The sequence below is a fragment of the Gynuella sp. genome (assembly GCF_050297175.1).
Taxonomy (GTDB): domain Bacteria; phylum Pseudomonadota; class Gammaproteobacteria; order Pseudomonadales; family Natronospirillaceae; genus Gynuella.
Window position 1 is genome coordinate 110,656 of sequence record NZ_JBNKSF010000062.1, and the last position, 22,516, is coordinate 133,171.

Here is a 22,516-nt window from a genome sequence, read left to right on the forward strand (position 1 = left end):
TTCGCTATAGTCATTAGCTCAGGTGCAAAGTCCCTGCCACCTATGTTTAATGGAAATTCGACCAATATTTGCACATTTTTGGTGCACAAATAAAAGTCCTATATGATATTTCCTCACTTTTTGTGCAAAATAACAAATGTTATCCAATTAATTGGATGATGATCCCAAAACGACCCGACTTTGAAGTGATTGATAACCTAAGATATCAATCAGGGTCTACACTATAGATATTTTCTTACGAACGGATTAACCGATTTTTATGAATGCTCTAATCACTGTCGTAATATGTGTCTTATTGGCAGGACTACTACTCACTATGCTTGTTATTCAAAACCAGCATAAGCGCAATATGGAAAGACTAAAAGCCATACAGGCTTTGAGCACGCAGAACAAACGACTGAAAAATGCCTTGAGACTGGACGCCTTACGCTTACTGACTTCAGATATGAGTCACTTTATCTATTCGGCACTTATCCGTAACACCAAAAAGATTCTGACACTAAAGCCTGATAACCCCGCCTATGTTAAAAGTGATCTGGAAGTCTTAGTCCGGGACAGTAAAGCATCCCCAAATGCCCGCCCCGGCAATGCTGCGATTAAAGACCCTGACCAAATCAAACTGGTTATGAATCAACTGAGATCTTTGTACGGCTGTGTCAAAGACTCACTGGAAGAAAAGCACATCACTGCACAGGAAGCGGAAAAGCTTGCCGGACAGATTGATCAAAGCATGATCAGTTTGACCATTACGTTTCATCACAATCGAATTAACGGCGCCCGATCCGTCAAAAGCTATAAAGAAGCCCTCGCGTATTGTCAGAAGCTGCTCGACTTTCTGACCAAAAACAAGCGTAGGGCGGAATATCAGCAGGAAATCATTGAAACCCGTCAGCTTCGTAAAAACATTCATGACGAATGGATCAAGCACAGTACGGAACAAAAACAGGCCCGGACAAAAGAACCGCAGGACGCAACCGATCAATTTGCCGATTTTAACGAGGGTTGGCAAAAGACCAACCTATATGAATGACCATCAAATTGCTATTCAGTCCCTAAAGGAACCTGCTGACTAACGAGCTCTGCAACCATATTTCTAAACCGCATCAAGTAAACAGGCACTGCCACTTTTTAAGTCAGGGTTTCGGTTTGAATGTTAACGATACGGAATTGATGCAATAGCGCAGACCGGTAGGTTCAGGACCATCGGGAAATACATGGCCCAGGTGAGCCTCACAATGGCTGCAGATTACTTCGATGCGATGCATGCCATGGCTGAAGTCTTCCCGTTTTATCACCCGCTCTTCATTCATGACATCATTAAAACTGGGCCACCCGCATCCGGCATCAAACTTGGTCGAAGAGCTGAATAACTCCTGGTCACAACAAATACAGTGGTAAGTGCCATCCTTATTCAGGTCCCAGTATTCTCCAGTAAACGGTCGCTCTGTTCCCTGCTGGCGTGTGACCCGATACGATTCCGGCGAGAGTTGTTGCTGCCATTCCTGATCTGATTTAACTATTTTTGACATTGTTCCACCTTATTCAATCACTATTGTGCTCATCACATATAAGTCGATAGCACACCAAACGCTTTCCGGTTGTTACAAGACCATTACCAAGGGCATATATATAGGCGGGTATTGCTTTTTTCTAATCTGTTTGTGAGATATTCGATCCATACACCCTACTCCTAGTTTTCCGGCTTCGGTATGATTCCAGTTTTTTCCGCGCCCGGGGACCTGAATGAATTCATATCAAAAATCAGACAAGCTTAAAAACGTCTTCTATGACATTCGCGGACCTGTACTGACAGAAGCCAAACGACTCGAGGAAGAAGGTCACCGCATCCTAAAGTTGAATATTGGAAATCCAGCTCCCTTCAACTTTAAAGCACCAGACGAAATCATTCAGGATGTCATCTATAATCTTCCAGAAGCTGAAGGATACAGTGACTCGAAAGGGATCTTTTCCGCCCGCAAAGCCATCATGCACTATTCCCAGCAAAAGCGTATCCGAGGTGTCGAACTTGAGGATATCTACCTTGGAAACGGTGTCAGTGAACTGATCGTTCTGGCCACTCAGGCCATTTTAAATGATGGCGATGAAGTATTGATTCCAGCACCAGACTATCCGCTCTGGACTGGTGCGGTTACATTATCAGGTGGAATTGCGCGGCATTACATCTGCGATGAACAATCTGACTGGACCCCTGACCTTCAGCACATGCGTTCGTTAATTACTGAACGAACCAAAGCAATCGTGGTGATTAACCCAAACAACCCTACCGGGGCCGTATATCCTGAAGAGGTCCTCAAAGGCATTCTGCAAATTGCCCGGGAGCATGGTCTCATCGTTCTGTGTGACGAGATTTATGACAAAATTCTCTACGATGGAGCAACCCACACAGCACTGGCCTCTCTGACTGAAGACGTTTTGTGCCTGACGTTCAACGGCTTGTCGAAAAACTACCGGCTGGCCGGTTTTCGGGCAGGATGGATGATTCTGTCAGGGCCAAAACAGCAAGCCAAAGACTTAATCGAAGGGCTCAATATGCTGTCCTCAATGCGCCTATGTGCCAATGTTCCGGCCCAACATGCTATTCAGACAGCATTGGGTGGATATCAGAGCATTAATGACCTGGTATGTCCGGGTGGCCGTTTTTACGATCAAATGGATATCGCCCATCAAAAAATCAATGACATTCCCGGATTAAGTGCGGTTCGCCCCAAGGGAGCGCTGTACTTGTTTGCCAGAATGGACCAGAGCAAATTTTCCATTCACGATGACGAGCGGATGGTTCTGGATCTGTTAAGGCAGGAAAAAATACTGCTGGTACATGGCAGGGCATTTCACTGGCCAGAGCCCGACCATTTCCGTATTGTCTGTCTACCGCAGAAAGAGATTCTGGTCGAAGCCATTGATCGCATGGCACGGTTCTTCAATCATTACCGTCAATAAAAGGCAAAACATGCTGGATATTCATATCACTGAGTTCTACAACGATACGGGACGTATTTTTAACCGACTGTACAGCCAATTCCCTCGCCAGATTACCCTCTGGGTAGACGAAATCAGTGGACCGGATCAACCAGACGAATATGGCATGCACAGTGATCGCTATATGGCGACTTATGCGACTATTTTGTGGTTACAGCAGGAGGGCTTAATCCGGTTTGATGATATAGACAAACATGATGCTTTTAATCACTGTTGTCTAACACTGGAGGGTTTTAGATTGCTGAGTGGTATTGCTGAGTTGGCGCAGGAAAATGAACGTCCAATTGACCTGATCCGCCTGGCATTGAAATCCCAGTCTTCCAATCAAATGGAAGTGGTCGTCGCATATATCCTGACATCACACCGTAAAACGACCTAATTCAACTTGGCGCTAACCTCTACGAATAGACCCAGGCACTTAATTTGAGTGCCTGCCTAATGCCCCTACCTTTTAACCACTATCCTGAATCCTATTGTTCAGCCCCACCGGATAAAAACCCCAAAAGGCATAACTAACACCAAACATGAGAGACATTATTTATTGCCTAGCAAATTAACCATAGCAGGTAAATATTTTAAGCTCATCAATTGGAATGATTTATTTTTTCAAAAAACATTTATGATTAGATATGTGACCCATGTGCAGTATTGACATAACGCCAATTGTTGGCCTGCTTTTCTGAAGGTAGAGTGATTGGCACTGTAGTCCAAATCAAGAGCGGATAGGATTCTCACTTACGAGAACCCGGACAATTTCGCTCTTTATGGAGGATATATGACCACATGGTCATCACACAGTTTCCCTCACCATGGTCCCTTTAAGGTGTTACCCGTCAGCAGAACTGGCGGGATTTTTTTGATAGATCAACACTTTCAGACCATAGTCAGGCCTGAGCTCTTCGACAAAACGAGCAGAAGATAACCGGCAAACGAAACCAAAATCATCGCCAAGCCGTGACTCCAGCATAGTTCGAAATTCGCCAACACTGATAGTCGGCTCATTCATAGTCACCAGCAAATAACCACGCTCCACAATCCAATCCCTAACCCTCAAAAGAATACGCTGATAGCCTTTGACAGGATCAAAACTGTCCTGTCTGACCGGAGGATCAATGATCACCAGATCAAATGGACTAAGCCGGGTAATCTTACCGAGAGACTTCAAAATATCGTGATCGAACATACGATGACGAGAAACATCACCTTGATTGAGGCGAATATTTTCACGACCGGTATTCAAAGCGGAACGACTCATATCAAAATTAACTGTTTCGTGACAACCGGCCGTTTCTGCAACCACAGAGAAAGCACATGTATAGGAAAACAGATTTGCAATTCGTTTACCGGCAGCATAAGAACGAACCCAACGACGCCCTTCCTGCATATCCAGAAACAACCCCGGGTTTTGATGATCAAAACGCAGACGATAAGCGACTCCATCTTCATAACCAACGCAACCATCCAAGGGTGTACCTGGCCAATACCATTGAGCGGGGCGTACAAAACGAAACTGAAAGGCCACGTTCGTCAAACGATCAGATAGCGACAGCAGTGCTGTCATTTCCTGCTCAAGCAAGGCCATATCGTCAAGCTTCCGGTACAAAACCACCACCAGCACAGGGCCAAACTTGTCCACAGTGACCGTTTCCAGCCCGTCATAACAACCGCCGCGACCATGGAATATACGGACACACTCGCCGGGCTCAAAATACTCCAGGCGCTCTAAAACAATATTTTTCAATAACTTATAAGGATGAATTACAGTCATATATGAATTTCTGTTACGTATTTTTCTTCACTTTCGAAAACGCTTCATTAAAATGAGCTTTCCAACAATAAAAACAACGGACAGGAAGGAAGACAATGACACAGCAGTACTATTCTCCCGGCCAGAGACCTGATTTCCATGGCGCAGCTATTCTAGATGATGAAGGAAATGAGACTCCAATTACCGAGGAAATGATTTTTAAAGCCTGCGTTGAGCTAATGATCGCTCAGGGACAGGAAGAAACCGTTTCAGAGAAGAGCGATTAATCGCTCTTCACATCAAAGCCGCATGCAGTCAGCCACTCAGCTAAAGCAGGGTCACGAGTCGAAACCACCAGAGAACCAAACTCCCGCCGGACAGGATAGTCTTTCCGTAATTGATCAAACTCTTCTGCCCAAAAAGAAACATTCCCTTCATGTAATGCCTGACGCATTGCCTGAGAATCCTGATAAATGTTGTACACCTGCGCAATAGATTGCTTCAACGCCTCTTCAGGGGTCAAACCAGCTCCCAGTTCTATCGGTTTAGGTAGTTGCAGCATTGATTTTTGTTCTGCCTGATAACGCTTTCCAAGATGCTCACAAAGAGCTTTATACAGCATCCAAGTGCCTCGCAGCTTGCCATCCAGGCTATAACCGGCTATGTGAGGCGTTGAAATCTTCGTCAACGGCAGCATGGCCGGTGATACTGCCGGTTCTGTTTCCCATACATCCAGTACCAGTTGCAGATCATTCGCCTGCTGCATTCGGCTGAGTAAGGCGGACTCTTTTATGACTGGCCCACGTCCGGCATTGACTAACACACAGCCAGGCTTCAGTGCATTGATGAACGCTTCATCAATCAGATGATAAGTCGGGTATTGACCCGATTTGGTCAACGGCGTGTGCAGGCAAACGACATCGCATGTACTGAGATCCGTTAAAGAGGCAAATCCTTCGCCCTGTCGATCTGCCAGAGGTGGGTCATTTTTTAAAACCTCCAGCCCCATTCGTTCCAACCTTCGGGCCAGTCGTCCCCCCACATTACCACAGCCGACCACACCATAACGCAACTCATCCAAACGCTTTGCTGCGGGCTTAACCGCCATAATGGCGGCAAGCACATAGTCCACCACGCTGTCAGCGTTACAACCAGGGCTATGGTGAAAAGCAATATTTCTGCTCTTTAAATAAGCCTGATCAATATGATCCGTACCGATGGTGGCACTACCAACGAAAAAAATATCAGTACCATCCAGCAGCTCTGCATTCACCTGAGTGACGCTGCGCACCAGCAGCACATCAGCATCGGATAAATCTGAGTTTTTCATCGTCCTGCCAGGCAAACGAACAATATCTTCGGCCATAGAGCCAAACAGCGTTTCAACATCCGGCATATTTTCATCGGCAACAATTTTCATAACACCAAACCTTTTAAAAATGATTTCTGTCTGTGCGGTAACGCTATGGACGAGACAAAAATGTCCAGCCTATCAGCATCGATGGACGCAATATCCCATGGATCCGGTCGCCCCGGTAAAGGCGCATCACGGTATAACCGAGTCAACTGGTGATTGAGCAACAGCCTTGACCGATGGGCCTGAATCTGACGATAGATACTTTGCTTCGCCCGAATAGTGGATTTCAGAACCCGTTCGGGTTGATCCAGTAATGTGTTCAGATCTCCCACTTCATTTAACAGCCGGGCTGCAGTCTTAGCACCGACACCTGAAAGCCCCTGGATATTGTCAGAAGCATCACCACACAACGCCAACAGCTCAGGCATTTTCGATGGCTCGATCTGCCAGTGATCACAAACCTGCTCATAACCCGACAAAACCGGGGATTTGCCATCCCACATCCAGTCATTCGGACGCAATAACTGAAAAATATCTTTATCAGACGTCACTAATACAACCGATTGCATTGAATACCATTGCGCCTGGACACTGGCCATCAGATCATCGGCCTCATGCTGACGACTTTTCAGGCAAGGCAATCCCAGAGCCTGAATTAGCTCAAAGCAACTATTCATCTGGTATTCAAGAGATTCATCCGGAAGAGCCCGGTTGGCTTTATATGAAGGGTCGAGTTGATGCCTCAAGCCTGAGAACAGGCTGGCATCAAAACAAAAAACCATCTGCTCTGGATGGGATACCAGTAACCGCAGCACAAAATCCGTAAAACCAATAACAGCATTGACCGGTCGCCCCTGCTGATCCGAAAATCGGTCTGGCCAGCCAAACCAGGCTCTGAATATAAAGATACTGCCATCTATGAGCAGTACCTTGTGTTCCAGCGGCGGAGTTATTCGGTCAGTTTTGCTGTTTCGCTCAACCATTCAACGGGTGGATATGAGAGTTCAAGTTTATGACCAATGTACTTTTCCAGAGCAGGAATCTGGAACGAATCGTCCTCACATGCAAAGCTGATGGATTTCCCTTTAGCGCCAGCACGCCCTGTTCTACCTATGCGGTGTACATAGTCTTCCGGATCTTCCGGCAACGTATAATTAATAACGTGGCTGACACCTTCAACATGGATACCTCGACCAGCAACATCTGTTGCCACCAGCACCTTGACTGAACCTTGTTTAAACTGATCAAGCGTTTTCAGACGTTTACCCTGAGGCACCTCACCCGACAGCATGAGACAATCAATGCCATCCTTTCTAAGACGCTCGAACAAATCCTTCACCAGATCCCGACGATTGGCAAAGATCATAATGCGATCAACCACACCATCTTTCAGCACCTGCTTAAGTACAGGGTATTTCTCGTCTGTCGACAGCAGATAAATGGTCTGCTCAACAGCTTCGGCTGTCTTCACTTCCGGCTCGACTTCAAATTTCAGAGCATTGCGGGTCCAGCGTTCCGCAAGATTAATGACATCATCTGAAAACGTAGCGCTGAACAACAAAGTCTGGCGGTTGTCTTTCATAGGCGTGGAGCGCTCGATGTTTTTGACATCGGGGATAAACCCCATATCGAGCATCCGATCAGCCTCATCGATGACCAGTATCTCAATCTGATCCAGAAAAATAGCTTTGCGACGCACAAAGTCGATCAATCTTCCAGGTGTCGCAACAACAATATCAACTCGTTTTTGAATACGTCGTTGCTGCTTTTCAAAGTCCATTCCGCCAACCAATGTGGCAATTCTAAGATCGGTATAACGGGTCAGTAGTTTTGCATCTTCAGCAATCTGCAGAGCCAACTCCCGTGTGGGTGCCAATACCAAAGCCCTGGGCTCGCTGTCATATTGCTCTGCTAAGGGGTTATCCAGCAAATCGGAGATAACGGTAATCAGGAAGGCAGCCGTCTTACCGGTTCCTGTTTGGGCTTTACCAATACAGTCCTCACCATCGAGGGTCGCTGGTAGAGACATCGCCTGAATGGGACTGCAGTATTCGAAACCCAGGTCATGTATGGCATGCATTAACGATAGCGGCAGGTCGAGATCATGAAAACGGGTCCTGCCTTCCTGTTTCTCAACCACAAACTGGTCAATGGACCAGTCATCTGTGAGAGATTTGTTTTTTTTGTGATATTTCTTAGGTGCGCTCATATAGCCTATGGACTGCCGTTTGAATCGAAGGGCGAAGTGTACCGAAAATCGATTGAACGCACCAAGTAATCATCTCAAAGCAGCTTAATCAGAGAGGATGTATCGAGACGATTATCCCCTTGTTGCTGCAACTGTTGGTAGAAACCGTCCACCATTTTGGCCAGCGGTAGGTTAAGTCCCTTTTTTTCGGCTTCTTCAAAACAAAATCCAAGATCCTTACGCATCCAGTCAATCGCAAAACCGAAATCAAACTTTCCCTCTGCCATAGTTAATGCGCGATTATCAAGCTGCCAGGATTGAGCAGCGCCACCACTGAGCACCTCAACAACCGTTTTGATATCAAGCTCCGCATACTGGGCAAACTTTATGGCTTCCGACAACCCCTGAACGATGCCGGCAATGCACAACTGATTCACCATTTTACAACGCTGGCCACTACCAGCAGCACCCAGCAGAGTGACTTTTTTAGCATAACTGTCAATTGTACCTTCCACGGTCGAGAAGTCTTCGGCTTCTCCTCCCATCATCACAGTTAAAACACCATTTTCAGCCCCGGCCTGCCCACCGGACACGGGTCCATCCAGAAACCTGACCTGTTTTTCCTTCGCCGCCAGGTTTAACTCCTCTGCTAATATTGCTGACGTAGTCGTGTGGTCTACCAGAATTGCTCCAGGTTTCATACCAGCCAGAACGCCATGCTCGCCATACACCACACTACGGACATCATCGTCATTCCCAACACACATGAACACCTGATCGGCATCTGTTACCGCCTGAGCAGGAGTAGCCGCATAGCTACCCGAATATTGCTCAACCCACCGGTGGGATTTACTGACAGTCCGGTTATACACAGTAACGTCATGGCCTTTCTCAGCCAAATGTCCGGCCATCGGATAACCCATGACTCCTAAACCAATAAAACTGACTTTCATACTTATGACTCCTCACAATGTAAGTTAATCCGTGTCCTATCAGATTAACCCAATTTTAACAGGCTGAAATCTTCTGGGCTGAGATCCGGTGTTTTATAAAAACTCTGTAGCGCATCTCTAAATGATGCCGCCCTGGAAGGCAACCCTTCCAATAGATATGTATGCACCTGCTGAATGACATTTTGTTTGAACACTAGAGAGTCCGTTACCTCAACGTTCAAATTGTCTGCCGATATCCGAAACTGATGATCGCAGCTACGGTGAAAAATCCATTCAAGGGCCTGAGGCTTAACTTCAACTTGTTCAAACAGGTGCTGTTGCTGCTGTGAGCGCCCATCCGGTTGATACCAGTATCCAAAATCCACCAGTTGCCGCCGTTCTCGACCGGCAATACACCAATGGGCAATCTCATGAAGCGCACTGGCAAAAAAACCGTGAGCAAACTGAATTTCACAACGATGACCAGTGTGACATGCAGGCAGATATAACGGTTCATCTTCGCCTCTTACCAAAACAGTATGCTCACTGGCATCAAAAAGACGATTGAAAATGGTAATTAAATCTTCAGGATCATGGGTCATAGGTTAACAACAAGATATAGAAACAGAAGGATGTCCATAGAATTTGCTTATCCGGTCCGCTAAAGTAGCGCCCCCTGAATAAATACTAACAGACCCAAGAGAATAACATGATTCATTTGGCAGTGATAAAAAAGGAAAGCCGGATATTAACCGTTCTGGCCATGCCGATCGTCTTTTCCCAGCTCCTACAGATGTCAACGTCTGTCGTCGATACCATTATGGCTGGACAGGCCAGTGCTTTGGAGCTTGCTGGAGTGGGTGTTGGTGCCAGTATATGGGTACCACTGTTTTTATTTTTAATCGGTTCTTTATCCGCACTGACAGCCTACGTTGCACAACTGGATGGTGCCGGCAAATGGTCAGAAATTCCCAACCAGGTTATCCAGACTTTCTGGAAACTGACGTTGTTCATTCCCGTCAGTATCATTATTGCCGTTTATATTGATGATATTTTCCGCCTTATGCAGGCAGACCCGGAGATAATCCCTATTGCCACCGGGTACTTTCGGGCATTGATATGGGGCCTTCCTGCTGTTCTTGGGTTTAATGTCCTTAGATACTATTGTGACGGCCTCTCCTTTACAAAGCCGGCGATGCTGGCCAGTTTAATGGGACTGCTCGTCAACATCCCTTTTAACTATGTGTTAATTTTCGGCAAATTCGGTTTCCCTAAACTTGGTGGTATCGGTTGTGGCTGGGCCAGCACAGCAAGCTTCTGGGTCATGTTTTTATTTATGCTAATCTGGGTCATCATTCGCAAGGAATTCCACCCAACCCGTTTATTCAAAGAATGGTATAAGCCCAATCGCTTACACATCAGCAGTTTACTGAAAACCGGTCTTCCCATCGGCATGGCATTCCTGGTTGAGTCCAGCGTCTTCAGCATGATTGCATTATTCCTGTCGAAGTTCGGTTATATCGAGGTGGCAGCAAACCAGATTGCCATGAATCTGGTTGCACTTATTTTCATGTTGCCGCTATCCATAGGTATGGCCCTTACAATTCGGGTAGGAAATTCACTGGGAAAACAGCAACCCATCATGGCCCGACAAATTGCCTTTATCGGCCTCGGTATTGCCATATTAATTGGTATCGTGAATGGTGGAATTCTGATTGTCTTCAATGAGAACCTGGTAAGGCTGTATAACTCTCAACCTGAAGTCGTCAAGCTGGCAACATGGCTAATGGTATTCGGTATCTTTTTTCACCTTGGAGATATCATTCAAGCGACCTGTGCCGGAATTTTAAGGGGCTACAATGACACACATGTACCGATGATCAATGCGATTGTGTCGTTTTGGCTACTCTGTCTGCCACTGGGTTACTGGTTGGGAATGATCGGTTTCAATAATAGTGGTCCAATGAAGGCAACCGGTTTTTGGATTGGCCTGGTTGCCGGGTTATTCAGTGCCGCTATTCTACACTTTGTACGTTTCCTATATCTCAGCCATCAGACGATCAAGCATCCTCAGGCGGCTTCTTCTGCACAAAGTATATAAACAAATCACCCTCCCGTTGCTGCTGCAATAAAGGGTGATTTAAAAAAGTACAGAATTTGGGAATGTCTCTTGCTGTAGAAGGATCCGTGGCAATCACTTTTACCACCTCTCCAGGTTCTATATCCCGAATTTTGTTATGTAGCAACATAACAGGTTCGGGGCAATACAAACCTTCTGTATTTAACTCGTGATCTGCCTGCAAAATCAAAATTATGGTCTATCTTTAAAAATTGGATTTAAAATTTTAGGAAATATCAGATTAAATGCAAAGTAGTGCCGAGAATATTTCATATCAGGAAATCCATGAATCCAGTTTGCTCAGCCTGGAAACCCTGGACGTTACCTTCAAAACTCTTCGCCCCATCAATGCTAGAGCCGCCCTGGAAATTCAGAACCTGCGTCAAAAAGGACCACGTATTTCCAAAGGGCAAATCAGCCATTGCTATGTTGACTGGGACCTGGATAAAGTGGCGGAAATCATTCATTTACTGACACAAGCGGAAGCCCCAAAGGCGGATGACGAACGAGTCTTCTTAAATCAAACAATGAATGACTGGATTAAACTTGGCCGGCAACTTCTTGCCGGGTGAGGGGAAAAAGCAATAACTATCCGGAAATTGTCGGACAGAGAGTGGAAGTCCGACAAAAAACCGTCAATGCCGTCAATTTTTTTACAACCCCCATCCACCCGAACGATGCAACATGAGCACAAGAATAATCATGACGGTCACAACAAACACCAGTGGCACACGCAGCATACGGCAAAAACGGCATGGCTCTTTAGCCATCGTTAAGCAGCCTGCCGCGAAGTCATAAAACGATCACTCAATGAATCATAAAAAGCTTCTCTCAAGCCCTGGATTTCTTTCTTATTATCATCCAGCTCGTTCAATTCATCACCACTGAACTCAAGCTTTTCGGCTGACACCAATCGGCGCATAGCAACGATTCTAGCACCATAAATCCTCAAGGCCCGTTCAAGCTTTTTCTCTCCCAGCAACAATAAAGTTGCCTGTGCAGCATTCAGCTCCTGAAATACCGCCACCAGCTCTTCAGTTTTCTTTCTTAGTTCCTTACGGCGATATTCAGGCCAGTTCACCCCCATACGAGAATACTCCACCACCAAAGACAGGTATTGCTGATAAACATGATGAACCTTACCTACCTGATCCGATACCTGCTGCAATAACAGCCTTCTTCGATCCAGATCATCACGATTGCGTTGCGCTACTACCCCAGAACGCCTGAGATACAAATACAACAGCACGCTGCCCAACAGGAATCCTGTGGCAACTTTAATTGCGGTATCGAGCATTTCGATCGTAACCATAGCACCCTCTGCCAAATATTTGTCGACTTCCTCATACCGACAGATCAATTCAAATAGCGTGCCTGATCAACATAGCTGCCTGCCTTACCAGGCAAAAATCTATCAAAATCAAAAAAAACAAAGAAAAACAAAGAATTAGGTGTTGACAGCAAATCAATCACAGGTAGAATTCGCCTCCGTTGTTCCCCGATAGCTCAGTTGGTAGAGCAGTAGACTGTTAATCTATTGGTCACTGGTTCGAGTCCAGTTCGGGGAGCCAACTTTCTAAGGTTCTGCCTTAGATGCTCCCCGATAGCTCAGTTGGTAGAGCAGTAGACTGTTAATCTATTGGTCACTGGTTCGAGTCCAGTTCGGGGAGCCAACTTCTCTTTTCCGTTTGTTTTCTTCGCAAAATATTTCAGAATCCCGTCTAAAGCTTAAACTTCGCCGTAATATCCACGAGCTCCTGATATTGTCGATGAATATTCTGACTGAAAACATCAAGGTGATTGGCCTGATCCGCACTGACCGCTGATAACTGACTCATCTCTTCGAGCCGCTCGGTAACCTCCTGAATTACCCGATTCTGCTGCTTGGTTGACTGCGCAGTTACATCCACAAACTCCTTGACCGTCTGAATAGAGCGCAAAACATTGCTGATCACCTCACTGGTCTGGTTGCCGGACTCCAAAGTATTGGTGACACTGTCCGTCGCCATCTGCATCACACTCACCGCTGCCGCGACTCCCTGCTGAAGGTCCTCAATCATATGGCCGATATCACTGGTAGACTGTTGAGTTTTGCCCGCCAACGATCGCACTTCATCAGCCACCACAGCAAACCCCCTTCCCTGTTCACCCGCTCTGGCGGCTTCTATGGCCGCATTCAAAGCCAACAGATTAGTTTGCTCAGCTATCCCACTGATAACACCTAAAACGGTTGAAATACGCTCAGTCACACTTTGAATATTTGAAATAGAAGCCACAACTTTCTCAACGCTGGTTGTTAAGCTCCGAATATCCTGCTGAGTTCTACTCATTAACTGATTGCCATGTTCGGCTTGCTGGCGCGAGTGCTCTGTTTCCTGTTCGGCCTGACAACTACTGTCAAACACGTTTTGCAGAGACTCTTTCATTTCAGCGATAGCGCCATTCACTGTCTCAAGGGATTTTTCCTGCTGACTAATCGATACTCTCGACTGCTGAGACATGGTCGTCAGCTCATTCACATTACCCCCAATACTTCTGGAACTGGAAACCACCTGGCTGACCATTCCATGCAACTGATCGATAAACTTATCAAATGCCTGACTCAAACACCCCAACTCATCCTGTTTTTGAACATTCAAGCGAACCGTCAAATCCCCTTGCCCTGCCGACAGATCAGCCAACTGAGTATTAATTTTATGCAGATCCCGAGTAATCAATCTAGGGAAAAACAATCCAGCCAGAATACAAACTGCCAACGCTATCACCATTAATATAGCCTGCGTGTTAATAGCCCGTTGCTGAACCGTATCGGCCAGTTGTGACTTCTGTCGAGACATATCCCCCACTGCCTGACGCAATTGACTCAAAATTGCCGTCGCCTCATTAAATAACTGCTGCCCTTCGGCATAAGACAACCCCATGGCAGTAGACCTTCCGATTCGGGTATCCGAGTCGCGCTCTTGCTTGATCTTCAAAGCAAGATCTTTCCAACGATCATAGCTATCCCAGAACCGCTCTAGCAGTACGCTCATGCTCTCAGGCAACGATGAAGCGTCAATCTGCTCCATAGCGGTCTTTATGCTTGCAAGAGCCTCCTCATGCTCAAGCTGCCTTTCAACATACTGGTCACTACCAACACGTAAACTCAAAAAGCTTCTTTCGGCCACTTGTACCTTATAAAAAGCACTTTCGGCCTGTAAGATCTGGTCCAGTGCAGGCATGTATTGATGGATAACCTGATCAACAGCGGCTGTTACTTCTCTACGCGATACCAGGGTTATTGCTGATATCGCGACGATAAGCAGACTTAAAATAACCAAAGGCACTGTAATTTTGAGCTGAAAACTCAGATTTCCAAACCATTTCATACATTCGCTCTCACTGCAGCAACTCATCCAGATTGATACCGATCGTCAAAGCTCCGATCGCACCACCCGACTCCATCACAGGTACAGAAACTTGCACGAGATATGCTTGCACACTGTCGTCATACTCAACATCTCCAATATGAACATCTCCCACACCATCCTTGTATGACTGAATAAACTTTGCTTCATCCCCCTGCCAATAATCAGAAGTCTTATTCGTCATTGCCACATTTGCGCCCTGATCATCCATCAAAAACAGTTCGATAAAAAAAGGCTTCTGCTGCTCTAACTCCAACAGCCGTTTGGCTGCACTATTATTCATGAGCATACGCATCTCATCATCAACGCCTGACATAGCGCGCCATTCTTCATCACGTATTTTAATAGACGCCAGCGTCATTTTTTTTGCATTTTGCTCCCTTACTGCGGCAACCAACACAGGATCCATACCCCACTTAGTCAGCTCTGGGACATATTCGAACAATTCAGGAGGAGGCTCTTCTGCCCAAACAGGACAACTCATTCCAAAAAACAATATGCTTACCATGATCACCACAATTCGGTAAAAAACATCAAATAACTTTTTATTACACATAAAAACCCCCTGACTATTAAGTTTTCACCATAAAACCAGAGTAGTTTAGTGCAGCTGAAGTTCAAGCCAGGAGGTTGTCATGATAAATACAAAAATAAGCAACAGAGATAGAGATAGAGATAGAGACAGAGACAGAATACTACAGCAAGGAAAACGTGAGAACAAAAAAGCAGCCCCTAGGAGCTGCTTCTCAAGACGACACAAGTGAAGACTATAACAACAAGCGTATTCTTCGAAACCACTTGCTCATCAATATCAATTTAGTAAGCAACCTGCTCAATATTTAATATGCAATCGATACAACAAAGACTGAATACACATTAAACAGGTGCTACCCGATCAGCTTTTGGGTTCTTTGATATCCAACAACTCAACTTCAAATATCAACACGGAATTCGCCGGAATACTTGGTGGAGGATTAGCCCCATACGCCAAGTCTGGCGGAATAACCAATTCCCACTTGTCTCCAACATTCATCATTTGCAATGCTTCAGTCCATCCAGGAATAACACCTGAGACAGGAAACTCAACCGGCTCACCACGCTCAACAGAGCTGTCAAATACAGTTCCGTCTACCAGCGTTCCATGATAATGAGTTTTAACCGTATCATCGGGGCCTGGTTTTTTGCCTTCAGCACCAGACTTGATAACACGATATAACAGACCCGATTCAGTTTTATGATAACCTTCTTTCGCAGCTGTATCTGCTAAAAACTTGTCAGCTTCAGCCTTAGCTGCTTCAGCCACTTTAGCTTGCTCAGCTGCCAACTCTTCCTGGAAAGCCTGTACCGCAGCAGACACTTTGTCTGGATCTACTTTTGGATCAGTACCGGCAATAGCATCTCTTAAACCTGCAACAATAGCATCCACATCTGCCGGAAAATTAGGGTCACTGGAAACCTGAGTACCAATATTGTAACCCACGCCATAACTGATGATCTGAGGATTAGAAGTATATTCTGCTGCAGCCTGCTCTGCCGCTGCCACTTGCGGTGACTCAGTAGAAGCTTCTACTTTGTCCTGATTACAAGCAACCAAAAGCAGCGTGGCTGCACTCAAGGTGGCGATTCGTTTAATCATTAATTATCCTTCGTTTTCAATTGTTATTAAAAAAAGACGGTTTTTTAACCAGACATTTATAAGCACAACAAATACGTCAACACCTATTCAGTCTTTTCTTAAAAATGCACCGCCTGCCACGGGTAATTCTTCTTTCTTCCCGGCACCTTTCTGTTTAATCTCATGAGTTTTCTCCCGGACAAATCCATCCACCCATAAAGGAAGAAAAATCAATAGATCAAACAAAGGAATTCCAAGACGCAGCAATGCAGCAACATACCGCGCCATTAATCTCAACACTGTGATCATTACAACAAAAAAATATTCTACCAAACGTCCAGCGATCACTCTGGAGTCACGGATAATTCCCTCAAATGGAATCAATACAACAGTCAGCGCCAACGGCAGAACAAATCCCAACAACATTTGAGGGAGCACTGGCAACAACGAATCACCCACCGGCAAATACTCTCCGCCAATCCCCAATATACCTTCAACAGCAGCTTCGCCATTACTCGGCTCAATTAACATAGAGCTGGACTCAACCGCTGCAAACCCCAGCAACAATGCGATAAACGCCCAGGTTAACCGACGTCTCAATGTTTCAGATAATCGGCCAAACCCAGCAAACATATTCGTTACCCGCAACAACTCCAGCAACACCATACTGACAGACAATTGCATGAGAACAAGCGTTATTGCCAAAAACTGAGGGGTATATATAAATGGCGTTGACTCAGTAACTTTTATAACGCCCCCGAAATGCGTCGAAATCAACAATAGATTCAACCCTATACCAGCCAAACCCGACACCATCAAAAGACAATCCCGAATAAACCTGGATGCAACCGAAGACAGCAATTGTCTGTGAATTTGATCTGTTTGACTGCGTATTTCCTCATAGCTCTGCATATAACGGTCGATAATGGCAGCATGTTCAACAAGCCCTCTGATTTTACCGCCAATACCGGATACCGAATTATGGAGTCGTCGCCAGTGCGGCATCATAGCATGCAGCAGCTGATGTTTTCGGGCGATGGCGTCACGGTAATCACCCAGAGACTTCTTTTGCAGACTCACAGCCGACTCGTGAATATCCGTTAATATTTTCAACAACGCAGGATGCCCTTCCTGAGCCTTCTTCAGTTCGACAATAACAGCCAGCGCCTCAACCCACTCAGGTGAAGGTTCTGGCTCCAATCCACATTTCTGATAATCTTCTTCTATCAACGAAATTTGACTGGCAATAGCCTTCTGCAATCGCGGATAGCCAGAAAGATCGTTATTCACGATACCGGCAATTCGCTGAAATTCACGCTCAATCAGCTGCTCCTGCAACTGCAGAGCTTGATTGAGCAGCACTTCGCGATTGCGAACATTGATTTTATCCAGCCATATCAGAAGCAACTTCGCCATGTGCCGCAACAACCTTGAAACCCAGCTGGCCAGCGCGAGCAACAATTGATGCACCATCGACCTGGCAAAAAAAAGAAGCACCCAGCAGCAGCAAAATACCAGAGCCGCCTGTCCCGGATTCGCTGTTGCCCACGCCACAATCACACTTGTCGACACAATTCCATCCTCTTCAAAAACCCGTTTACACCTTTATTTCTAAAGCTCGACACACCATCCGTCTGGTTTGAGCGACCAACACCCAATGTGTATTTATCCATGAAGCGATTAAAAGCTACTACCACGATTGCAAAAAGAGTAAAACGATGAAGAAGTGACCAATTATCGGCGTGGTAACTCTGGACAACCTGGACCGGAGCCAGCATGTTGCACACGTGCGGTATGACGGTCAACGGACAAATCACAAATAAGAGCATAAAAATAAACGTGCAACATTATGTGTGATTTTGACAACAGAATACATGGGTGCAAGAGGAAATCTGTCTCAGTTCTGAAGTTTGTGACTGATGGGCCGTATTTTCGTCAAAATCCATTGGATGTACTCACCGTCAGCCAGCCACAAATCAATGACAAACAAACTGACTACATTTACAGGCATTCGAGAGCAGCTCAAGTTATGCACAAAAACTGTGGATAACTTTGTTAAGTAAAATGGGAAAAGTTCCTGTAACACAGAGTTCACGGGTGTTTTGCCGATTTGCACAAAATAGAACCAGTTCAAATTTTCTTTATTTTTCAACTGCTTATGGCGATCATCACATCGAAAAAAAGTCAAGACAAAATCAATTAATACAACTTGTCACAATTGAGGATAACTTTTCTCAATACTGGCGCTACTGGAAAAAACACTCCAAATATTTATCCACAAACGACTTAAAATCGGAGTATTTTTGTAAACCCCGCGTCATATCTAGCTTACAGCACTTTATCCACGAATTCTGTGGATAAAACTGTAGATAAGCATTGCGGTAAGCATCAAATTACCCGATATTTGAGGGTATTCGTTAAATTGATCATTTTTTAACCAACACAAAAAACTCTTTATTTTTCAATCAGTTATAAATGTCAACATGTTAAAAAGGTTTTTTTTGAGAGAAAAAACCACCTCTTGACAATTGGCGCTCAAGGATTGTGCATAAGCATCAGCACACATGAGTAAACATATTTCCGCAATTCGCCACCTTTACTAAAAAAGGACAGAAATACGGCATTTTTCTGAACCTTTGTATGCTCCATGTTATTAACCCTATAAAAACCCAGAGTTTTCCTGCAAAAATTCATTTTTTAATGAGCCTATGTGGATAATCAGGCACAATATCCTCTATACAATTTAAGGCCTGTCATGTCTCTGCACTTACGTAATCTCAATCTGGAAAAACTCTGGCTCCGTTCTGCCAGATGGCTGTTTGCTGCAGCAATACTTGTCGTGACGTATTTATCTCTGGCCCCAATCAGTCAACCGGCCGGCAGTAACGACAAAGTCAACCATCTCATTGCATACTTTGGATTGGCGTTATTAATAGACGCAGCGTTCCCAAAACGTTCTTTCTGGGGGATTAAGGTATTAAGCTTGGCTACTTTCGGCATTCTCATTGAGGTGGCACAGAGCTTTTTCCCCTATCGAACCTTTTCTCTGGCTGACTGGGGTGCCGATCTGATCGGGTTACTGCTTTACTACGGATGTACTCCATTACTGAAAAAGACCTTCGTGCTCAAGGCACGCTGGACCCTGACCAACAACTGACCGAAGGATTACGACTATGGCTGTAAAAAATGTCGCATTGGTTGCTCATGACCACAAAAAACAAGAACTGACCGACTGGGCCAAAATAAATATCCGGTATTTTGAAAATATGAATATCTATGCCACCGGCACTACCGGAAAGTTAATGGAGGAGGCTCTGGGCAAAAAAATCAACCGGCTCCTGAGCGGTCCTTTGGGTGGCGATCAGCAGATTGGCGCTAAGATTGCCGAAGGGGTAATCGATATGCTGATCTTTTTCTGGGATCCGCTGGAACCAATGCCTCACGATCCGGATATCAAGGCATTGCTACGTATAGCGGCATTGTGGAATATACCGGTAGCGTGTAATCAGGCATCTGCTGACTATATAATCCGTTCACCTCTGATTTCCGAAGCTTATGACAAACCCAGACCGGATTTTTCAAACTATACGACACGCCAAGTATAAAATGACGCTGCCTCTATGATTACTTGTTGATCATAGAGGCTCAGATTCTGTTTTTCTCAACAATCATCAAGAAACCTATGACCAGAGTGGATTTTCATATACTCGCCACCCCCAGCCTCGACGACCGGGTCAATTATTGTTGTCGCCTGGTGGATAAGATCCACAGCCTCGGACACCGGATTCTGATCTGTGTCGACGATGCTCATGAAGCAGGCATACTGGATACCCGCCTATGGGATTTTAAACCGGAATCATTTATCCCCCATGGAATTATCGAATCGGATTCAGTACACCCGGTTGAAATCACCTGGCAGGCCAACCCGCATCACCATAACAATGTGATTGTTAACATGGGTCAAAACATTCCAGAATTCTTCAGTCGCTTTGAACGCTATATTGAAGTGGTCTGTCAACAACCGGAAATTCTGACTAACTGCAGGAAGCACTATCGTTTTTTCCAACAAAGAGGGTATCCTCTACACCGTCATGACCTGAGAAAATAATGCCCTGGAGGCCGGCGGAGCAACAATGTCAAACGATAAGGATACTGGAACAGATAAGCTGCTTCAGGAACTGGAGAACCTGAAGGATACGTTGAGTGAAGAGCAAAATGCGGACAAAGATAACTTTATTCCTACGCTGGAAGAAGTTGTCGGGCATGAGAAAACCATTCAACAACGGAAGGAAAACCCCTTCCTGTCCAGTGAAACCTTGGCTCAATTGATCAGCAAACGTAACGATGCCGAAGCCAAGGCTGCCGAAGAACTGGCCAGGATTATTCGCCAAAACCGAATCACACCCGTGTCAGAGTCAGAGCATTCGGTAACATCTTCTTTATTCGATCTACCAGACTCTCTGATACAACCAGACAGCCAGTTCGAAGCACACACAGAGTTGTCGGAAGAAGATGAAGAAGAGTTCATCTTTCCTAAAGAGGAGGTAATCAATGAAGATGCTCAGACCAGCACGCCTGAGCAGCATCAATTGACCGCCGAAGATTTGTTGGATCAATTACACCAGGAATTGGGTGATATTATCCAGGAGGCCATTGATAAAGTACTGCCATCTTTCGTGCAGAAAATTGAAATGGAGGTGATGTTGAAGTTGGAAGCCCTGATCATGGAGCAGTCCCACCACGACTCCCGTCATTCTGATCAGAGCAACGAACCGGAAGACTAACTATTTGCCGGTAGTTCTTCGGAAACCATGGCAACTTCCTGCATCGCAGGATCATTCAGACTGGCCCGACGCAGGGATCTGAAGCCGACGGCCATCAGCATTCCAAGCGAGAAAGTCGTCAGGCCAAAGCTCATCAACGTCACAAGCGGCGCAAATACCCGCCCTAAAAAGCCAATTCCCAAGGCTCCGGCAGAATCACCAACGACATCCTGAGCCGTCCAGAAACTGTTAATACGTCCAAGCATATGATCAGGTGTGTGTCCCTGAACCATGGAATACTGCAGCAACGAACCTATCGACCCAAGATACCCTAACAGCACAAGAGCGATCAGCATCAACAGTAAGTAACCGATCGTGCTCATCAACATAACCGTCAGGAACATCAGTAATGCAGTAGTTAGCATGATCACACCAGGACGGGAGGCGTCCCTTACCCAGCCACTGGTCAGCGCTCCGATAGTCGCTCCCAACGGGACCGCTGAATACATCAACCCTACTTCAAACGGCCCTCCCCCGAATGCCACCATCGCCAGGGCCGGAAACAAAACCCGTATCGAACTAACCAATGCCTCTACGGTCCCCAATGCCACGACCGAACCAACGATACGATGAGTCAGAACAAACTGAAATCCCCCGATCAGTGAACGTATAGGATGTTCCGGCTGCTCTGGAACATCAGGTTTCATCGATGGCAAACGCACGAGAGACAAAAGCGTGGCCAGTGTTCCTATGGCCGCCAGGGTATAATTCCAACTGACTCCAACTGCGACAATCACCACTCCGGCGATAGCAGGTGACAAAACCGATCCAATCCGAACAATCAGCATACTCAGGGCACCTGCGGCAGGAATATTTTCGCGCCCAACCAAATGAGGCAACGAAGCCAGCAGCGCAGTCATACCGATGGCACTGAAAAAACCATCCCACAAGGCAACAACATAAACCGCTAACACAGAAGGTTCGTGATAGAAGCTATTAACTGCCAGCCCAACAAATCCGATACCGCAAATAAAGCGCGAAAACAAAATCAGCTTGCGACGATCCCAGCGATCCGCCAACACTCCGCCCAGCATTAACCCCACAAACATACCAATACCATCAAGCGCGACTGCCACCCCCACCTGCAACGTCGATCCTGTCAACGCATGAATCTGCACGGGTACTGCAACATTCAACATGCCAATGCCAAGAACGGACATCAAACGGGCAATGAAAATGGCACGAAATCCTGGATTGGTTTTCAGCAAACTGAAGTTGAGAAAAATTGATTTAGCCATAGTAATCCGCGTAAAAATTGGAACTAAAAAACATCAGAAACAAACCATACACTATTATCAGGTAACGCTTTTGCCGGACGCACAAGCCTCTGA

The 22,516-nt window shown here is 45.8% G+C and carries 24 protein-coding genes and 2 tRNA genes; 12 read left to right on the top strand and 14 right to left on the bottom strand.

Features of this window, described 5'->3' with window-relative positions; genetic code table 11:
- Positions 1 to 316: 316 nt before the first annotated feature.
- On the top strand, positions 317 to 1,030 hold the full coding sequence (locus ACQY6I_RS24645; RefSeq protein ID WP_428244337.1) for a hypothetical protein: 714 nt from the start codon (positions 317 to 319) through the stop codon (positions 1,028 to 1,030).
- A 103-nt stretch (positions 1,031 to 1,133) separates the two neighbouring features.
- On the opposite strand, the gene msrB is transcribed toward ACQY6I_RS24645, so the two are convergent.
- Positions 1,134 to 1,529, bottom strand: a complete 396-nt coding sequence (gene msrB / locus ACQY6I_RS24650; RefSeq protein ID WP_428244339.1) for a peptide-methionine (R)-S-oxide reductase MsrB — start codon at positions 1,527 to 1,529, stop codon at positions 1,134 to 1,136.
- A 214-nt stretch (positions 1,530 to 1,743) separates the two neighbouring features.
- Between msrB and ACQY6I_RS24655 the strand changes: the two genes are divergently transcribed.
- Together ACQY6I_RS24655 and ACQY6I_RS24660 are read left to right on the top strand one after the other, a co-directional pair.
- Positions 1,744 to 2,958 (top strand): pyridoxal phosphate-dependent aminotransferase, encoded by a 1,215-nt coding sequence (locus ACQY6I_RS24655; RefSeq protein WP_428244340.1) that lies wholly within the window; start codon positions 1,744 to 1,746, stop codon positions 2,956 to 2,958.
- A 10-nt stretch (positions 2,959 to 2,968) separates the two neighbouring features.
- Complete coding sequence (locus tag ACQY6I_RS24660) at positions 2,969 to 3,376, top strand: hypothetical protein (RefSeq protein WP_428244342.1); 408 nt, start codon at positions 2,969 to 2,971, stop codon at positions 3,374 to 3,376.
- 447 nt (positions 3,377 to 3,823) lie between these two features.
- Here ACQY6I_RS24660 and ACQY6I_RS24665 read toward each other — a convergent pair whose 3' ends face one another.
- The gene (locus ACQY6I_RS24665; RefSeq protein ID WP_428244343.1) at positions 3,824 to 4,765 is read right to left on the bottom strand and encodes a class I SAM-dependent methyltransferase; all 942 of its coding nucleotides are present in this window, start codon (positions 4,763 to 4,765) and stop codon (positions 3,824 to 3,826) included.
- Between the two features lie 95 nt (positions 4,766 to 4,860).
- Between ACQY6I_RS24665 and ACQY6I_RS24670 the strand changes: the two genes are divergently transcribed.
- A complete protein-coding gene (locus ACQY6I_RS24670) occupies positions 4,861 to 5,031 on the top strand; it encodes a PA1571 family protein (protein WP_428244344.1) in 171 nt (56 codons plus the stop codon).
- Here the strand turns inward: ACQY6I_RS24670 and ACQY6I_RS24675 are convergent.
- The 5 genes from ACQY6I_RS24675 to ACQY6I_RS24695 all read right to left on the bottom strand — a co-directional run bounded on the left by ACQY6I_RS24675 (position 5,028) and on the right by ACQY6I_RS24695 (position 9,823).
- Positions 5,028 to 6,164 (bottom strand): 4-phosphoerythronate dehydrogenase, encoded by a 1,137-nt coding sequence (locus ACQY6I_RS24675; RefSeq protein WP_428244346.1) that lies wholly within the window; start codon positions 6,162 to 6,164, stop codon positions 5,028 to 5,030. The two genes, ACQY6I_RS24670 and ACQY6I_RS24675, sit on opposite strands and share 4 nt — an antisense overlap.
- Positions 6,161 to 7,084 (bottom strand): 5'-3' exonuclease, encoded by a 924-nt coding sequence (locus tag ACQY6I_RS24680; protein WP_428244347.1) that lies wholly within the window; start codon positions 7,082 to 7,084, stop codon positions 6,161 to 6,163. Before ACQY6I_RS24680 ends, ACQY6I_RS24675 begins: the two co-directional genes overlap by 4 nt.
- Positions 7,051 to 8,310, bottom strand: a complete 1,260-nt coding sequence (gene rhlB, locus ACQY6I_RS24685) for an ATP-dependent RNA helicase RhlB (protein ID WP_428244348.1) — start codon at positions 8,308 to 8,310, stop codon at positions 7,051 to 7,053. Before rhlB ends, ACQY6I_RS24680 begins: the two co-directional genes overlap by 34 nt.
- A 74-nt stretch (positions 8,311 to 8,384) precedes the next feature.
- Positions 8,385 to 9,242 carry an NAD(P)-dependent oxidoreductase gene (locus ACQY6I_RS24690; protein WP_428244349.1) on the bottom strand — a complete coding sequence of 286 codons (858 nt, stop codon included), beginning with the start codon at positions 9,240 to 9,242 and terminating at the stop codon, positions 8,385 to 8,387.
- Positions 9,243 to 9,286: 44 nt separating this feature from the next.
- The gene (locus ACQY6I_RS24695; RefSeq protein ID WP_428244350.1) at positions 9,287 to 9,823 is read right to left on the bottom strand and encodes an elongation factor P hydroxylase; all 537 of its coding nucleotides are present in this window, start codon (positions 9,821 to 9,823) and stop codon (positions 9,287 to 9,289) included.
- A gap of 107 nt (positions 9,824 to 9,930) precedes the next feature.
- On the opposite strand from ACQY6I_RS24695, the gene ACQY6I_RS24700 reads away from it, so the two are divergent.
- Positions 9,931 to 11,322 (top strand): MATE family efflux transporter, encoded by a 1,392-nt coding sequence (locus tag ACQY6I_RS24700; protein WP_428244351.1) that lies wholly within the window; start codon positions 9,931 to 9,933, stop codon positions 11,320 to 11,322.
- On the opposite strand, the gene ACQY6I_RS24705 is transcribed toward ACQY6I_RS24700, so the two are convergent.
- Entirely contained in the window at positions 11,282 to 11,470 is a 189-nt protein-coding gene (locus tag ACQY6I_RS24705; RefSeq protein ID WP_428244352.1) for a sulfurtransferase TusA family protein, read from the bottom strand. The two genes, ACQY6I_RS24700 and ACQY6I_RS24705, sit on opposite strands and share 41 nt — an antisense overlap.
- A gap of 115 nt (positions 11,471 to 11,585) precedes the next feature.
- Here ACQY6I_RS24705 and ACQY6I_RS24710 point away from each other — a divergent pair, with 115 nt between their 5' ends.
- Positions 11,586 to 11,912: a hypothetical protein gene (locus tag ACQY6I_RS24710; RefSeq protein WP_428244353.1), complete on the top strand. Its 327-nt coding sequence runs from the start codon at positions 11,586 to 11,588 to the stop codon at positions 11,910 to 11,912.
- Positions 11,913 to 12,112: 200 nt separating this feature from the next.
- Here the strand turns inward: ACQY6I_RS24710 and ACQY6I_RS24715 are convergent, their stop codons facing one another.
- Positions 12,113 to 12,652, bottom strand: a complete 540-nt coding sequence (locus ACQY6I_RS24715; protein ID WP_428244355.1) for a hypothetical protein — start codon at positions 12,650 to 12,652, stop codon at positions 12,113 to 12,115.
- A gap of 183 nt (positions 12,653 to 12,835) precedes the next feature.
- Between ACQY6I_RS24715 and ACQY6I_RS24720 the strand changes: the two genes are divergently transcribed.
- Both ACQY6I_RS24720 and ACQY6I_RS24725 read left to right on the top strand, forming a co-directional pair.
- Positions 12,836 to 12,911 (top strand) — tRNA-Asn (locus ACQY6I_RS24720).
- Between the two features lie 26 nt (positions 12,912 to 12,937).
- Positions 12,938 to 13,013, top strand: a tRNA-Asn gene (locus ACQY6I_RS24725).
- 48 nt (positions 13,014 to 13,061) lie between these two features.
- On the opposite strand, the gene ACQY6I_RS24730 is transcribed toward ACQY6I_RS24725, so the two are convergent.
- The 4 genes from ACQY6I_RS24730 to ACQY6I_RS24745 all read right to left on the bottom strand — a co-directional run bounded on the left by ACQY6I_RS24730 (position 13,062) and on the right by ACQY6I_RS24745 (position 17,934).
- Entirely contained in the window at positions 13,062 to 14,708 is a 1,647-nt protein-coding gene (locus tag ACQY6I_RS24730; RefSeq protein ID WP_428244356.1) for a methyl-accepting chemotaxis protein, read from the bottom strand.
- 10 nt (positions 14,709 to 14,718) lie between these two features.
- On the bottom strand, positions 14,719 to 15,303 hold the full coding sequence (locus ACQY6I_RS24735; protein WP_428244357.1) for a PDC sensor domain-containing protein: 585 nt from the start codon (positions 15,301 to 15,303) through the stop codon (positions 14,719 to 14,721).
- A 339-nt stretch (positions 15,304 to 15,642) separates the two neighbouring features.
- Positions 15,643 to 16,383, bottom strand: coding sequence for an FKBP-type peptidyl-prolyl cis-trans isomerase (locus ACQY6I_RS24740; RefSeq protein WP_428244358.1), 741 nt, complete (start codon positions 16,381 to 16,383; stop codon positions 15,643 to 15,645).
- 87 nt (positions 16,384 to 16,470) lie between these two features.
- Entirely contained in the window at positions 16,471 to 17,934 is a 1,464-nt protein-coding gene (locus tag ACQY6I_RS24745) for a hypothetical protein (RefSeq protein WP_428244359.1), read from the bottom strand.
- Positions 17,935 to 19,117: 1,183 nt separating this feature from the next.
- Here ACQY6I_RS24745 and ACQY6I_RS24750 point away from each other — a divergent pair.
- From ACQY6I_RS24750 to ACQY6I_RS24765, 4 genes are all read left to right on the top strand, one after another.
- A complete protein-coding gene (locus ACQY6I_RS24750) occupies positions 19,118 to 19,519 on the top strand; it encodes a VanZ family protein (protein WP_428244360.1) in 402 nt (133 codons plus the stop codon).
- A gap of 16 nt (positions 19,520 to 19,535) precedes the next feature.
- Positions 19,536 to 19,967 (top strand): methylglyoxal synthase, encoded by a 432-nt coding sequence (locus tag ACQY6I_RS24755; RefSeq protein ID WP_428244362.1) that lies wholly within the window; start codon positions 19,536 to 19,538, stop codon positions 19,965 to 19,967.
- A 77-nt stretch (positions 19,968 to 20,044) separates the two neighbouring features.
- Positions 20,045 to 20,470, top strand: a complete 426-nt coding sequence (locus ACQY6I_RS24760; protein ID WP_428244363.1) for a DNA polymerase III subunit chi — start codon at positions 20,045 to 20,047, stop codon at positions 20,468 to 20,470.
- Positions 20,471 to 20,495: 25 nt separating this feature from the next.
- Positions 20,496 to 21,146 carry a hypothetical protein gene (locus ACQY6I_RS24765; RefSeq protein WP_428244364.1) on the top strand — a complete coding sequence of 217 codons (651 nt, stop codon included), beginning with the start codon at positions 20,496 to 20,498 and terminating at the stop codon, positions 21,144 to 21,146.
- Here ACQY6I_RS24765 and entS read toward each other — a convergent pair.
- Positions 21,143 to 22,423, bottom strand: coding sequence for an enterobactin transporter EntS (gene entS / locus ACQY6I_RS24770; protein WP_428244365.1), 1,281 nt, complete (start codon positions 22,421 to 22,423; stop codon positions 21,143 to 21,145). The two genes, ACQY6I_RS24765 and entS, sit on opposite strands and share 4 nt — an antisense overlap.
- Between the last annotated feature and the right edge of the window lie 93 nt (positions 22,424 to 22,516).

What these genes read in the sequence shown, in the direction of transcription:
- ACQY6I_RS24645 (WP_428244337.1), top strand. Translation starts at nt 317, where the DNA reads ATGCTTGTTATTCAAAACCAGCATAAGCGCAATATGGAAAGACTAAAA.
- msrB (WP_428244339.1), bottom strand. Translation starts at nt 1,529, where the DNA reads ATGTCAAAAATAGTTAAATCAGATCAGGAATGGCAGCAACAACTCTCG.
- ACQY6I_RS24655 (WP_428244340.1), top strand. Translation starts at nt 1,744, where the DNA reads ATGAATTCATATCAAAAATCAGACAAGCTTAAAAACGTCTTCTATGAC.
- ACQY6I_RS24660 (WP_428244342.1), top strand. Translation starts at nt 2,969, where the DNA reads ATGCTGGATATTCATATCACTGAGTTCTACAACGATACGGGACGTATT.
- ACQY6I_RS24665 (WP_428244343.1), bottom strand. Translation starts at nt 4,765, where the DNA reads ATGACTGTAATTCATCCTTATAAGTTATTGAAAAATATTGTTTTAGAG.
- ACQY6I_RS24670 (WP_428244344.1), top strand. Translation starts at nt 4,861, where the DNA reads ATGACACAGCAGTACTATTCTCCCGGCCAGAGACCTGATTTCCATGGC.
- ACQY6I_RS24675 (WP_428244346.1), bottom strand. Translation starts at nt 6,164, where the DNA reads ATGAAAATTGTTGCCGATGAAAATATGCCGGATGTTGAAACGCTGTTT.
- ACQY6I_RS24680 (WP_428244347.1), bottom strand. Translation starts at nt 7,084, where the DNA reads ATGGTTGAGCGAAACAGCAAAACTGACCGAATAACTCCGCCGCTGGAA.
- rhlB (WP_428244348.1), bottom strand. Translation starts at nt 8,310, where the DNA reads ATGAGCGCACCTAAGAAATATCACAAAAAAAACAAATCTCTCACAGAT.
- ACQY6I_RS24690 (WP_428244349.1), bottom strand. Translation starts at nt 9,242, where the DNA reads ATGAAAGTCAGTTTTATTGGTTTAGGAGTCATGGGTTATCCGATGGCC.
- ACQY6I_RS24695 (WP_428244350.1), bottom strand. Translation starts at nt 9,823, where the DNA reads ATGACCCATGATCCTGAAGATTTAATTACCATTTTCAATCGTCTTTTT.
- ACQY6I_RS24700 (WP_428244351.1), top strand. Translation starts at nt 9,931, where the DNA reads ATGATTCATTTGGCAGTGATAAAAAAGGAAAGCCGGATATTAACCGTT.
- ACQY6I_RS24705 (WP_428244352.1), bottom strand. Translation starts at nt 11,470, where the DNA reads ATGTTGCTACATAACAAAATTCGGGATATAGAACCTGGAGAGGTGGTA.
- ACQY6I_RS24710 (WP_428244353.1), top strand. Translation starts at nt 11,586, where the DNA reads ATGCAAAGTAGTGCCGAGAATATTTCATATCAGGAAATCCATGAATCC.
- ACQY6I_RS24715 (WP_428244355.1), bottom strand. Translation starts at nt 12,652, where the DNA reads ATGGTTACGATCGAAATGCTCGATACCGCAATTAAAGTTGCCACAGGA.
- ACQY6I_RS24730 (WP_428244356.1), bottom strand. Translation starts at nt 14,708, where the DNA reads ATGAAATGGTTTGGAAATCTGAGTTTTCAGCTCAAAATTACAGTGCCT.
- ACQY6I_RS24735 (WP_428244357.1), bottom strand. Translation starts at nt 15,303, where the DNA reads ATGTGTAATAAAAAGTTATTTGATGTTTTTTACCGAATTGTGGTGATC.
- ACQY6I_RS24740 (WP_428244358.1), bottom strand. Translation starts at nt 16,383, where the DNA reads ATGATTAAACGAATCGCCACCTTGAGTGCAGCCACGCTGCTTTTGGTT.
- ACQY6I_RS24750 (WP_428244360.1), top strand. Translation starts at nt 19,118, where the DNA reads ATGTCTCTGCACTTACGTAATCTCAATCTGGAAAAACTCTGGCTCCGT.
- ACQY6I_RS24755 (WP_428244362.1), top strand. Translation starts at nt 19,536, where the DNA reads ATGGCTGTAAAAAATGTCGCATTGGTTGCTCATGACCACAAAAAACAA.
- ACQY6I_RS24760 (WP_428244363.1), top strand. Translation starts at nt 20,045, where the DNA reads ATGACCAGAGTGGATTTTCATATACTCGCCACCCCCAGCCTCGACGAC.
- ACQY6I_RS24765 (WP_428244364.1), top strand. Translation starts at nt 20,496, where the DNA reads ATGTCAAACGATAAGGATACTGGAACAGATAAGCTGCTTCAGGAACTG.
- entS (WP_428244365.1), bottom strand. Translation starts at nt 22,423, where the DNA reads ATGGCTAAATCAATTTTTCTCAACTTCAGTTTGCTGAAAACCAATCCA.